We start from the raw sequence: 11,110 nt of genomic DNA on the forward strand, positions 1-11,110 counted from the left end.
ATCGGCAGGAGTGGAGGACCCAAGCACGACGGGTCGCCGGGACGGTCACACCATGACCGGGCCCGAGCCGCCCTTGGGGTGAAGCCGCGTCAGCGGCCGGGCAACTTCGCCAGCCCGAATCCGACAGGTCATCCTTCACAGGCGGCTGACGAAGGGTTGCGCATGACTGCGCTCAATCGTGTCCCGTCGCTGATGGTCCGGGCCGGTACGGCCTCGGCCCTCACCATCGCCGCCGTGGGCGGCTCGATCGTGGCCCCCGGCTTCTCCTCCGAGGCATCGGCAGCCACACCGGCGACCAAGGCACTCCAGATAGCGGCCTCGAAGAAGGGATCGCCCTACAAGTACGGCGCCACCGGCCCGCACAGGTTCGACTGCTCGGGCCTCACGCTGTACTCGTTCAAGAAGGCGGGCAAGAAGCTCCCGCGCACGGCCGCCCAGCAGTACAACAAGACGCGCCACATCTCCTCCAAGAACCGCAAGGCGGGAGACCTGGTGTTCTTCCACTCGGGCAGCAGCGTGTACCACGTCGGTATCTACGCGGGTAAAAACAAGCTCTGGCACGCCCCGAAGAGCGGGGACGTGGTGCGGTTGCAGAAGATCTGGACCAAGAGCGTCTGGTACGGACGCGTGAAGTGATCCGCCCGGCGTGCGGCGGTGCCCCTGACGCGCCGCCGCACGCCGGAGCGTGACACGGCCTTACGTGGTTACCCGTCCCCCATGGCCGAGCACCGTCCCTGCACCGCACGCGGCGAGACCCCGCTCCAACGCGCCGACCGGAACTTCGTCGAGCTGCTCCAGGAGCTCCGGGTCACCCAGACGGGCGTGCAGATCCTGTTCGCGTTTCTGTTGTCGCTCGCGTTCACCTCGCGCTTCACGTCCCTCGACACGGTCCAGCGCGTCACGTACGTCATCACGCTGCTGCTGGCGGTCCTGGCCGCGGCGCTGTTCACGGCACCGGCCGCGCTGCACCGCTCGCTCTTCCAGCAGGGCGCCAAGCCGCGCATCGTGCAGGTCTCCTCGCGCCTGGCCACCACCGGCCTGGTCGTGCTGGTGTTCGCCTTCAGCGGTTCCGTGCTGCTGGTGGTGGATGTGACGACCGGTCGGGCCGGCGGCATCGCCGCGAGCGCGGCGACGTTCCTGGTCTGCGTCGGCCTGTGGGGGCTGCTCCCCCGGCTGGTGCGGCGGGCGGGGCTGCGCGACGAGACACAGGGCGGCCCCGGGCGACCGGAAGCCGCCGCCGAGGAGCCGGCCGCCCGGAGCGCCGTCCGGATTCCCACGCCGCTGCACGGCACCATCAGGCAGCCCTCAGGGGTTCGAGAAGGAGCAGTACACCGAGAAGCGTCAGCGCGGCGCCGGTGACCGTCTCGACGGCCCGCGCGGCACGCGGCTGCCGCAGCCACCGGCCGAGCCGGTCCACCAGCAGCGCCACGGCCGGGAACCACAGCAGCGCGAGGACCACCACGATCAGCGCCAGCACCAGCGTCCGGGGCAGCGCGGGACTGCCCGCGGGCACGAACTGCGGCAGCAGGCTGAGGAAGGTGATCGGCGCCTTCGGGTTCAGGGCGTTCGTGACGAAGCCCTGCCGCAGGGGACGCGCGGCGGACGCAGCGGTCGCGGTGGCTTCGGCGGCCGGGACGCGGGTCCGCCGCAGTGACCACAGCGTCCGCGCTCCCAGGTACAGCACATAGCCGCCGCCCAGCAGTTGGAGCGCGCGGAACAGCGCGGGCACGGCGGCCAGGACCGCGGCGACCCCTGCCACGGCCAGCAGCGTGTGCAGCAGCAGCCCGCCCGCGACACCGAGGGCGCAGGCGAGGCCGGCCCGGCGGGAGACCAGGGCGTTGCGCACGACGACGGTGAAGTCGGCGCCCGGCATGGCGACCATGCCCGCCGCCACCCCGGTGAAGGCGATGAGTTGTGCGTCCATACGGCCAGCCTGCCGGGCCGGGGCCTTCAGCGGGTACTTAGAATCTGCTGGATGAGCCTTAAGCATCCCTTTGGTCTTCGGAGGTCAGCGGCATGTACGACCCGACCCGGCTCGCGGCGCTGGTCGCCGTCGCGGAGGCCGGGTCCATCACCCGGGCCGCCGAGCGCCTCGGCTACACCCCGCCCGCGCTCTCCCAGCAACTGGCGAAGCTGGAGCGGGAGGCGGGCACCGCGCTGCTGGTCCGGCATCACCGCGGGGCGCGGCTGACGGGCGCGGGCGAGCTGCTGGTGGCGCGGGCCCGGCGCGTGCTCGACGAGCTGGAGCGGGCCCGTCACGAGCTGGCACGGCTGACCGGTCTGTCCGGCGGCCTGTTGAGGCTCGGCACGTTCCAGACGGCGGGCATCCATCTGCTGCCGCCGGTGCTCAGCGCGTTCCGCCGGGCTCACCCGGATGTGGAGCTGTCCGTCGCCGACTACGAGCCGCCGGCCGGTGTCACGGCCGTGGCCGCCGGTGAGATCGACCTGGCCCTGACGCACACGTACGAGCCCGCCGATGCCCTGGCGCTCCCGGCTTCCGTCCGCTTGGAGCCGGTGCTGGTCGAGGAACTGGTTCTGGTGACCGCCCCGGGGCATGCCCTCGCCGACGGCACGTCCAGGCTTCCCCTGGCGGAGCTGGCGGGTCAGCCGCTGATCAGCATGGCGCCGGAGCATCCGTCCCGGCAGGGGGTGGAGGCGGCGCTGGCGCGGGCCGGGGCCAGTCCGTCGGTCCTGGTCCCGACGCCCGGGTACGCGCTGGTGTGCGCGCTGGTCAGCGCGGGTCTCGGGGTGGGCGTCGTACCGGAGATGGTGGCGCGGACGACGGTCACGCCGGTCGGGGTGCGCCCGCTCGGGGCGGGCGAGCTGCGCCGTACGATCTCCGTCGCCTACCGGGGCGAGGAGGCGGCGCCTGCCGTGGAGGCCTTCCGGGCCTTGTTGCGCGGGGCGTTCGGCCGCGCGCGGCACACGTCACAGACGCGGTGAGCTCACGGTTCCTGCCGCCTGGCCGTCGGCACGGGCTGGGCCGGGACGGTCCACGGGAGTTCGATCGAGATGGTCTTGCCGCCCTCGCGGGTGGGGCGGATCCGGAGCCGGCCGCCGCATTCCGCGGTCAGCCAGCGGATGATGACGAGGCCGCGGCCGTTGTCCTGCTGGACGGCGGCGGGCAGGCGTCTGGGGAATCGCGGGTGGCTGTCCGTGACGGCGATGCGCAGGTGTTCGTCGCGGTCGAGTGCGACGTCCACCGTGAAGGTGGGCGACTGTCCGAAGGTGTGCTGGACGGCGTTGGTGGCGAGTTCGGAAATGATGAGCCGGACGGAGTCGGACACGTCCGTGTCAGCCGGCAGGCCCCACTCCGCCAGCGTGCCCACGACGTAGGCGCGCGCCGCGGAGACCGAGGCGGGATCGCTCGGCAGAGTGACGGATGCTTCCAAATGGTCTGCCATGGCGACGTCGTCCCTTTCCGATGGGACCGCAGTCCGACACGGAGCGGAAGGTTCGAGTACGGTCCCGGACTGGTGCTTCGTCGCCAGAGTGCCACCAGAACCCCCCTGAAGGGCGGCGATCCGCCAAGATATGCATATATCTGTCGCTCAATGCGGTGAACTCTGCGACGCGAGACCGTATGTGGGTGGCTCGGAAGGAGTAAGGAGTAGCCCATGCAGCACGGTCCCGCGGTGCGCCGCCGGAAACTGGGCGCCGAACTTCGCGCGCTGCGCACCTCGGCGGGGCTCACCAGTGGTGAGGCGGCCCGGTTGGTGGGCTGGCACCAGTCGAAGGTCAGCCGTATCGAGACGGGCACGAGCGGGGTGAAACCGGCCGATGTCCGGTTACTTCTCGACGCGTACGCCGTGGCGGACGGGCAACTCCGCGAGTTGCTCATGGTGTTGGCCGGGTCCGAGGACAGCGACGGACGGACGCACTGGTGGCACGCCTACCGCGGGGTGCTGCCGCCGACCTACCGGGACTTCATCAGCCTGGAGTCGCAGGCCGGCGCGATGCGCACGCTGGAGACCACCGTCGTCCCGGGGCTGCTCCAGACGCCCGAGTACGCGCGTGCGGTGACGAAGGCCGCGGTGGAGGGCTTGCCGGAGGACCGGCTCGACACGCTGGTCGAGGTGCGGCTGGCCCGGCAGGACGTGCTGCGCGCGGATCCGCCGCTGGAGCTGAGCGCCGTCCTGGACGAGGCGGTGCTGCGGCGGGAGGTGGGCGGGCCGGGGGTCATGGCCCGGCAGCTGGAGAGGCTGGTCGAGGCGGCGCGGCTGCCCCAAGTGCGGCTCCAGGTACTGCCGTTCGCCGCCGGGGCGCACATCGGCGTTACCGGCCCTTTCGTTATCTTCTCATTTTCGAGCACATCTGATCTGGATGTGGTTGTTCTCGACCACTTGACGAGTAGCCTCTACCTCGAACGGAAAGAAGACCTCCAGGCCTACACGGAGGCCTTCGACGCCCTTCAGATCCACGCCCTTTCGCCCGAGGACTCGTTGGATTTCATCGCCGGGACAGCCGCCGGCGCGTAAGGAGGCACCATGCGTGCACTGCCTCGTCATGTCCCCTCAAGCATCGAACTGCACGGTGTGCGGTGGTTGCGCAGCAGCTACAGCACCGGCGCGAACAACTGCGTCGAGACCGCGCGTCCGGACGTCCCGCCCTGGGCCGGACTGCTCGCCGTGCGGGACTCCAAGGACCCGGCCGGGCCCGCGCTGCTCTTCTCTCCGAGGAGCTGGGCGGAGTTCACGGCCGCGGTCGACCGCATCTGAGCCGCATCCCAACCGCGTCCGAACTACATCCGCACCACTTCTGATCAGTCAGTTCGTCGAGCGACGCACGGCCGTGTCACGCCGACTCATGGCCGCGTCTCGCCGATCAGTCGTACAGCGCGTTCGATCTGTTCCCCGGTCAGGTCCGCGCGGGCGGTCAGCCTGAGCCGTGAGATGCCGTCGGGTACGGAAGGAGGACGGAAGCAGCCCACGGCCAGGCCCGCCGCACGGCACTCGGCCGCCCAGCGCACGGCGTCCTCGGGGGAGGGCGCCCGCACCGAGACCACCGCGGCGTCCGGACGTACCGCTTCCAGATCCGCGGCGGTCAGGCGTGCGTACAACTCGCCCGCCACCGCGCGGGCCCGCGCCGCGCGCTCCGGCTCGCGGCGCAGCAGCCGCAGTGCCGACAGGGCCGCCCCCGCCGCCGCGGGGGCGAGACCCGTGTCGAAGATGAACGTCCGTGCCGCGTTGACCAGGTGGTCGATCACCCGGGCCGGGCCGAGGACGGCTCCGCCCTGGCTGCCGAGCGACTTGGACAGCGTGACCGTCACGACGACGTCGTCGGCGCCCGCGAGCCCCGCCGCGTGCGGGGCGCCGCGTCCGCCGTCGCCGAGGACGCCCAGGCCGTGGGCGTCGTCGACCACCAGTCCGGCGCCGTGCTCGCGGCACGCCTCGGCGAGCGCGGCGAGCGGGGCCGCGTCGCCGTCGACCGAGAAGACCGTGTCGGACACGGTGATCGCCGTGCCCTCGTGCGTGTGCAGCGCCTTGCGTACGGCGTCCGGCTCGGCGTGCGCCACCACCTGGGTCGTGCCGCGGGCCAGCCGGCAGCCGTCGATGAGCGAGGCGTGGTTGCCCGCGTCGGAGACGATGAGGGAGCCGTGCGGGGCCAGCACGGTGACCGCCGCGAGGTTGGCCGCGTAGCCGGAGGAGAAGACGAGGGCCGCCTCGGCACCGCAGAAATCGGCCAGTTCCCGTTCGAGTTCCGCGTGCAGTTCGGTGCTGCCGGTCACGAGCCGGGAGCCGGTCGAGCCGCCGCCCCAGAGCCGCGCGGCCCGGGCCGCACCCTCGGTGACCTCGGGGTGGTGGGCCAGTCCCAGGTAGTCGTTGCTCGCCAGGTCGAGGAGCGGCGAAACGGCCGGACGCGGGCGCAGAGTCCGTACGAGTCCGGCGCGGCGGCGCAGCCGCGCCTGCTCGTCGATCCAGCCGAACGCCATGGGGGATCCTCCGGGGAATTTGTAGGCAGTGCACAGACACTAGCGGGACCTCCAGCAGGTCACTGTGTGGCAATACCCACACCTCGAAGCGACTCTGTTGTACGAACTCTCCTTGGCCGCGGGCGGGTCCGTACGACAGGATCGGCTCCCATGGACCTGCTGAACACGCTGGTGGACAAGGGGCTTCGGCGCGAGCTGCCGACCCGCGAAGAGGCGCTGGCCGTCCTCGCGACGTCCGACGACGACCTGCTCGATGTGGTGGCCGCGGCCGGGAAGGTACGCCGGCACTGGTTCGGCCGACGGGTGAAACTCAACTATCTCGTCAACCTCAAGTCCGGGCTGTGTCCCGAGGACTGCTCGTACTGTTCGCAGCGGCTCGGCTCCGAGGCCGGCATCCTGAAGTACACCTGGCTCAAACCCGACCAGGCCTCCGACGCGGCGGCGGCCGGGGTGGCCGGGGGTGCCAAGCGGGTGTGTCTGGTGGCCAGCGGGCGCGGTCCGACCGACCGGGACGTGGACCGGGTCTCCGAGACGATCAGGGCGATCAAGGAGAACAACGAGGGCGTCGAGGTGTGCGCCTGTCTGGGGCTGCTCTCCGACGGTCAGGCCGAGCGGCTGCGCGAGGCCGGCGCCGACGCCTACAACCACAACCTCAACACGTCCGAGGCGACGTACGGGGAGATCACCACCACGCACACCTACGCCGACCGCGTGGACACCGTCGAGAAGGCCCACGCGGCGGGGCTGTCCGCCTGCTCGGGGCTGATCGCCGGCATGGGCGAGACGGACGAGGACCTGGTCGACGTCGTCTACTCGCTGCGCGAACTGGACCCGGACTCGGTGCCGGTCAACTTCCTGATCCCGGTCGAGGGCACCCCGCTCGCCAAGGAGTGGAACCTCACCCCGCAGCGCTGCCTGCGGATCCTGGCCATGGTGCGCTTCGTGTGCCCGGACGTCGAGGTGCGCATCGCGGGCGGCCGGGAGGTCCACCTGCGCTCGATGCAGCCGCTCGCCCTGCACCTGGCCAACTCGATCTTCCTCGGCGACTACCTCACCACCGAGGGCCAGGCGGGCAAGGCCGACCTGGAGATGATCGCGGACGCCGGGTTCGAGGTGGAGGGCGCCGACCAGGTGACACTGCCCGAACACCGCGCGGCCGGGGGCTGCCACGACGGTGGCGGGGGCTGCGGTTCCGAGGGTGGCGGAGTCTGCGGTTCCGCCGCTGCTCCGGAAGCCGCCGAGCCCCGCACGGCCGCGGAGCCCCGTACCGACCTGGTCGCCGTCCGCCGCCGGGGCGCCGGAACGGACCTCGCGCCCAATGCCTGAGCTGACGGTGCCCGAGCTGCTGGAGCTCGACCGGCGGCATGTGTGGCATCCGTACGGCCCGATGCCCGGCAGGCAAGAACCGCTCGTCGTGGAGTCGGCGAGCGGGGTCCGGCTGCGGCTCGCCGACGGCTCGGGAGAGCTGGTCGACGGCATGGCGTCCTGGTGGTCGGCGATCCACGGCTACAACCACCCGGTGCTGAACGAGGCGGCGCGCGGGCAACTGGAGCGGATGAGCCATGTGATGTTCGGCGGACTCACCCACGAGCCCGCCGTACGACTGGCGAAGCTCCTTGTCGACATGTCGCCCGAGGGCCTGGAGCATGTGTTCCTGGCCGACTCCGGGTCCGTGTCGGTCGAGGTCGCGGTCAAGATGTGCCTCCAGTACTGGCGCTCGCTGGGCCGCCCCCGCAAACAGCGGCTGCTGACCTGGCGCGGCGGCTACCACGGCGACACCTGGCAGCCGATGTCGGTGTGCGATCCCGAGGGCGGGATGCACGAGCTGTGGACCGGGGTGCTGCCGCGTCAGGTGTTCGTCGGTCCGCCTCCGCCCGCGTACGAGGAGTCGTACGCCGAGCAGTTGCGCGCGGCGATCGAGCGGCATGCCGACGAGCTGGCCGCGGTGATCGTGGAGCCGGTGGTGCAGGGCGCGGGCGGGATGCGGTTCCACTCCCCCGCCTATCTGCGGGTGCTGCGCGAGGCGTGCGACGCGCACGACGTCCTGCTGGTGTTCGACGAGATCGCGACCGGCTTCGGCCGTACGGGCGCGCTGTTCGCGGCGGAGCACGCGGCCGTGACGCCGGACGTGATGTGCGTGGGCAAGGCCCTGACCGGCGGGTATCTGACCATGGCGGCGACGCTGTGCACCCCGCGGGTGGCCGACGGCATCGCGCGCGGCGAGGTGCCGGTGCTCGCCCACGGGCCGACCTTCATGGGCAATCCCCTGGCGGCGGCCGTGGCCTGCGCCTCGATCGACCTGCTGCTCGGCCAGGACTGGCGCACGGAGGTCAAGCGGATCGAGACGGGACTGCGGGACGGGCTGTCGGCGGCCTCGGAGCTGCCGGGCGTGCGGGACGTGCGGGTCCTCGGCGCCATCGGGGTCGTCCAGCTCGACCACGAGGTGGACATGAAGGCGGCCACGGAGGCTGCCGTACGCGAGGGCGTGTGGCTGCGGCCGTTCCGCGATCTGATCTACACGATGCCGCCGTACGTCACGGGCGACGCGGACGTGGCGCGCATCGCGCGGGCGGTGTGCGCGGCGGCGCGGGAGGGATGACATGCCGGTACTGGTGATCACGGGCACGGGCACGGAGGTCGGCAAGACGGTCGTGACCGCCGCGGTGGCCGCGACGGCGCTGGCGGCCGGCCGTTCGGTGGCCGTGCTGAAGGCGGCCCAGACGGGCGTACGGCCGGACGAGCCCGGGGACGCCGCCGAGGTCGCGCGGCTCGCGGGTGCCGTGACGACGGCGGAACTCGCCCGCTATCCCGAACCGTTGGCGCCCGCCACGGCCGCCCGCCGGGCCGGTCGCGCCCCCGTGCACCCGCGGGAGGTCGCGGAGGCCGCCGCCAAGCTGGCCACCGAGCACGACCTGGTGCTGGTCGAGGGCGCGGGCGGACTGCTCGTACGGTTCGACCCGGCCGGCGGCACCCTCGCGGACGCGGCCCGGCTGCTGTCGGCGCCGGTGCTGGTCGTGGCGTCGGCGGGGCTCGGCACGCTGAACACGACGGAGCTGACGACGCGTGAACTGCGCACCCGGGGGCTGGACCCGGCGGGGATCGTGATCGGGAGCTGGCCCGGCGCGCCGGACCTCGCCTCGCGCTGCAATCTCGCGGACCTGCCGGACGTGGCCGGGGCGCCACTGCTGGGCTCCGTTCCCGCCGGGTCGGGGGCCCTTGCCCCCGCCGCCTTCCGGGCGGCCGCGCCGCACTGGCTGGCGCCGCGCCTGGACGGTACGTGGGACGCGGAGGCGTTCCAGGTGCGTCAGGCGCCCCCGGCGTTCTGAGCGGTGCGGCGGGCGCGCGGTGAAACCGGCGCGGACGTGATCGCGTGTTGGACTACGTACGTGATCACCTCCGAAGGGAACACCGTGCACACCACACACCCACGCCCGTCCCGCCGCACGGCCCTCGTGCTGGGCGCCGCCGCCGCTCTCTCGCTGGGCGGCGGCACGGCCCACGCCTTACCCGGCACGGGCGGCATCACCGCACGGCTGAGGGAACTGGAGCGGGAGCACACCGCCCGGCTGGGCGTGTACGCCCGCAATCTGCGCACCGGCCGGACGGTGGCGTACCGGGCCGACGAACTCTTCCCGATGGCCTCGGTGTTCAAGACGCTCGCCGCCGCGGCAGTCCTGCGCGACCTCGACCGCGACGGCGAGTTCCTGGCCCGGCGCGTCCACTACACACAGGAGTACGTGACGAAGTCGGGCTACTCCCCCATCACCGAGGACAACGTCGCGACCGGCATGACCGTCGGCGAACTGTGCGACGCCACCATCCGCTTCAGCGACAACGCCGCGGGCAACCTGCTGCTGAAGGAGCTGGGCGGACCGACCGCCATCACGCGCTTCGCCCGCTCGGTCGGTGACGCCGTCACTCGGCTCGACCGGTGGGAACCCGAGCTCAACTCCGCGGAGCCCTGGCGCGTGACCGACACGACGTCTCCGCGCGCCATCGGCCTGACCTACGCCCGTCTCGTGCTCGGCAACGCGCTGGAGCCCCGGGACCGGGCACGGCTCACGGACTGGCTGCTGCGGAACACCACGAGCGACGAGAGGTTCCGCAAGGGCCTGCCCGCCGACTGGCTCGTCGCCGACAAGACGGGCGGCGGACGGTACGGCGGCTCCAACGACGTGGGCCTCACCTGGCCGCCGGACGGCGCCCCGATCGTGCTGTCCGTTCTGACGACCCAGCCCGAGGAGGACGCCCCGGCCGACGACGCGCTGGTGGCGAAGACGGCCGCGGTGCTGGCGGCGGAACTCGGCTAGGCAGCTGCGGGTGAGGGGCGGACGGTCGTGGGACGCCTGGCCGTGCAGGAGCTGACGCCCGCGCGGCGGCCCGTGTTCGACAACGCCCTGAGCGCGGCAGGGGTGCGCCGGGCTCGTCCGGGGGACAATCCCGGTACGGCCCGCCTCGCCAGGGAGGTCTCCATGCCGCTCCGGTCCGCCCGCTCCGGCACGGTGTCACGGGATGCCGTGCACCATCCGCTGTTCGCCCGTTTCTACGCCCGGATCAGTGTCACCGCCGAGACGCGGATGGGCATGGGCGCAGTGCGCGAGAGGCTGCTCGGCGGGCTGTCCGGGCGGGTGATCGAGATCGGCGCGGGCAACGGGCTGAACTTCGCGCACTACCCGGGCACCGTCTCGGAGGTCGTGGCCATCGAGCCGGAGCGGCGGCTGCGGCAGCTGGCCGTGGAGGCCGCCCTGCGGGCGGAGGTGCCGGTGGACGTGGTGCCCGGTGCGGCCGAGGCGCTGCCGGTGAAGAGCGAGGGCTTCGACGCGGCGGTGGTGTCGCTGGTGCTGTGCAGTGTGCGGGACGTGCCCCGGGCGCTCGGGGAGCTCCGGCGGGTGCTGCGGCCGGGCGGTGAGGTGCGGTTCTTCGAGCACGGCCGGGGCGGCGGCCGGGTGATGACCTTCAGCCAGCGCGCCCTGGACCGGACGGTGTGGCCGGTGCTGAACGGGGGCTGCCACCTGGCCCGGGAGCCCGTGCGGGCGCTGCGGGAGGCCGGGTTCGAGCTCGGCCCCTACCGGCAGGTGATGATGCCGGAGGAGGGGCCGACGCTGCCCACCTCGTTCTGCGTGCTGGGCACGGCGTGCCGCCCGGTCACCAGCTAGTTGTGCTGTTCGGAGAGGTTGG

13 protein-coding genes are annotated in these 11,110 nt (G+C 72.4%); 10 read left to right on the forward strand and 3 right to left on the reverse strand.

Annotated elements, in window-relative coordinates:
• The first annotated feature begins 162 nt into the window (after positions 1-162).
• Together CCL05_RS02455 and CCL05_RS02460 are read left to right on the forward strand one after the other, a co-directional pair.
• Positions 163-636, forward strand: coding sequence for a C40 family peptidase (locus tag CCL05_RS02455; protein ID WP_086558812.1), 474 nt, complete (start codon positions 163-165; stop codon positions 634-636).
• A gap of 81 nt (positions 637-717) precedes the next feature.
• Positions 718-1,359 (forward strand): DUF6328 family protein, encoded by a 642-nt coding sequence (locus tag CCL05_RS02460; protein WP_086558813.1) that lies wholly within the window; start codon positions 718-720, stop codon positions 1,357-1,359.
• Here CCL05_RS02460 and CCL05_RS02465 read toward each other — a convergent pair.
• The gene (locus tag CCL05_RS02465; protein ID WP_086558814.1) at positions 1,295-1,924 is read right to left on the reverse strand and encodes a LysE family translocator; all 630 of its coding nucleotides are present in this window, start codon (positions 1,922-1,924) and stop codon (positions 1,295-1,297) included. The two genes, CCL05_RS02460 and CCL05_RS02465, sit on opposite strands and share 65 nt — an antisense overlap.
• Before the next feature lie 92 nt (positions 1,925-2,016).
• On the opposite strand from CCL05_RS02465, the gene CCL05_RS02470 reads away from it, so the two are divergent.
• Positions 2,017-2,943, forward strand: a complete 927-nt coding sequence (locus tag CCL05_RS02470; protein WP_086558815.1) for a LysR family transcriptional regulator — start codon at positions 2,017-2,019, stop codon at positions 2,941-2,943.
• A gap of 2 nt (positions 2,944-2,945) precedes the next feature.
• Here CCL05_RS02470 and CCL05_RS02475 read toward each other — a convergent pair whose 3' ends face one another.
• Positions 2,946-3,404: an ATP-binding protein gene (locus tag CCL05_RS02475; protein ID WP_086558816.1), complete on the reverse strand. Its 459-nt coding sequence runs from the start codon at positions 3,402-3,404 to the stop codon at positions 2,946-2,948.
• A 213-nt stretch (positions 3,405-3,617) separates the two neighbouring features.
• Between CCL05_RS02475 and CCL05_RS02480 the strand changes: the two genes are divergently transcribed.
• Both CCL05_RS02480 and CCL05_RS02485 read left to right on the forward strand, forming a co-directional pair.
• On the forward strand, positions 3,618-4,478 hold the full coding sequence (locus CCL05_RS02480) for a helix-turn-helix domain-containing protein (RefSeq protein ID WP_086558817.1): 861 nt from the start codon (positions 3,618-3,620) through the stop codon (positions 4,476-4,478).
• A gap of 9 nt (positions 4,479-4,487) precedes the next feature.
• A complete protein-coding gene (locus CCL05_RS02485) occupies positions 4,488-4,718 on the forward strand; it encodes a DUF397 domain-containing protein (RefSeq protein WP_086558818.1) in 231 nt (76 codons plus the stop codon).
• 86 nt (positions 4,719-4,804) lie between these two features.
• Here CCL05_RS02485 and CCL05_RS02490 read toward each other — a convergent pair whose 3' ends face one another.
• Complete coding sequence (locus CCL05_RS02490; RefSeq protein WP_086558819.1) at positions 4,805-5,932, reverse strand: 8-amino-7-oxononanoate synthase; 1,128 nt, start codon at positions 5,930-5,932, stop codon at positions 4,805-4,807.
• 150 nt (positions 5,933-6,082) lie between these two features.
• Here CCL05_RS02490 and bioB point away from each other — a divergent pair, with 150 nt between their 5' ends.
• The 5 genes from bioB to CCL05_RS02515 all read left to right on the forward strand — a co-directional run bounded on the left by bioB (position 6,083) and on the right by CCL05_RS02515 (position 11,088).
• The gene (gene bioB / locus CCL05_RS02495; protein ID WP_086558820.1) at positions 6,083-7,258 is read left to right on the forward strand and encodes a biotin synthase BioB; all 1,176 of its coding nucleotides are present in this window, start codon (positions 6,083-6,085) and stop codon (positions 7,256-7,258) included.
• Entirely contained in the window at positions 7,251-8,531 is a 1,281-nt protein-coding gene (locus tag CCL05_RS02500) for an adenosylmethionine--8-amino-7-oxononanoate transaminase (protein ID WP_086558821.1), read from the forward strand. Before bioB ends, CCL05_RS02500 begins: the two co-directional genes overlap by 8 nt.
• Position 8,532: 1 nt before the next feature.
• Positions 8,533-9,258 carry a dethiobiotin synthase gene (gene bioD, locus CCL05_RS02505; RefSeq protein ID WP_086558822.1) on the forward strand — a complete coding sequence of 242 codons (726 nt, stop codon included), beginning with the start codon at positions 8,533-8,535 and terminating at the stop codon, positions 9,256-9,258.
• 60 nt (positions 9,259-9,318) lie between these two features.
• Positions 9,319-10,242, forward strand: a complete 924-nt coding sequence (gene bla, locus CCL05_RS02510; protein ID WP_086558825.1) for a class A beta-lactamase — start codon at positions 9,319-9,321, stop codon at positions 10,240-10,242.
• 162 nt (positions 10,243-10,404) lie between these two features.
• A complete protein-coding gene (locus CCL05_RS02515; RefSeq protein ID WP_086558826.1) occupies positions 10,405-11,088 on the forward strand; it encodes a class I SAM-dependent methyltransferase in 684 nt (227 codons plus the stop codon).
• Positions 11,089-11,110: the final 22 nt, after the last annotated feature.

Source organism: Streptomyces africanus (genome assembly GCF_002150735.1).
GTDB lineage: Bacteria > Actinomycetota > Actinomycetes > Streptomycetales > Streptomycetaceae > Streptomyces > Streptomyces africanus.

Bases quoted from the DNA above. Each gene is read 5' to 3' on its own strand.
- CCL05_RS02475 (WP_086558816.1), bottom strand. From the start codon at position 3,404: ATGGCAGACCATTTGGAAGCATCCGTCACTCTGCCGAGCGATCCCGCC.
- CCL05_RS02485 (WP_086558818.1), top strand. From the start codon at position 4,488: ATGCGTGCACTGCCTCGTCATGTCCCCTCAAGCATCGAACTGCACGGT.
- CCL05_RS02515 (WP_086558826.1), top strand. From the start codon at position 10,405: ATGCCGCTCCGGTCCGCCCGCTCCGGCACGGTGTCACGGGATGCCGTG.
- CCL05_RS02480 (WP_086558817.1), top strand. From the start codon at position 3,618: ATGCAGCACGGTCCCGCGGTGCGCCGCCGGAAACTGGGCGCCGAACTT.
- bioD (WP_086558822.1), top strand. From the start codon at position 8,533: ATGCCGGTACTGGTGATCACGGGCACGGGCACGGAGGTCGGCAAGACG.
- CCL05_RS02465 (WP_086558814.1), bottom strand. From the start codon at position 1,924: ATGGACGCACAACTCATCGCCTTCACCGGGGTGGCGGCGGGCATGGTC.
- CCL05_RS02500 (WP_086558821.1), top strand. From the start codon at position 7,251: ATGCCTGAGCTGACGGTGCCCGAGCTGCTGGAGCTCGACCGGCGGCAT.
- CCL05_RS02455 (WP_086558812.1), top strand. From the start codon at position 163: ATGACTGCGCTCAATCGTGTCCCGTCGCTGATGGTCCGGGCCGGTACG.
- CCL05_RS02490 (WP_086558819.1), bottom strand. From the start codon at position 5,932: ATGGCGTTCGGCTGGATCGACGAGCAGGCGCGGCTGCGCCGCCGCGCC.
- CCL05_RS02470 (WP_086558815.1), top strand. From the start codon at position 2,017: ATGTACGACCCGACCCGGCTCGCGGCGCTGGTCGCCGTCGCGGAGGCC.
- bioB (WP_086558820.1), top strand. From the start codon at position 6,083: ATGGACCTGCTGAACACGCTGGTGGACAAGGGGCTTCGGCGCGAGCTG.
- CCL05_RS02460 (WP_086558813.1), top strand. From the start codon at position 718: ATGGCCGAGCACCGTCCCTGCACCGCACGCGGCGAGACCCCGCTCCAA.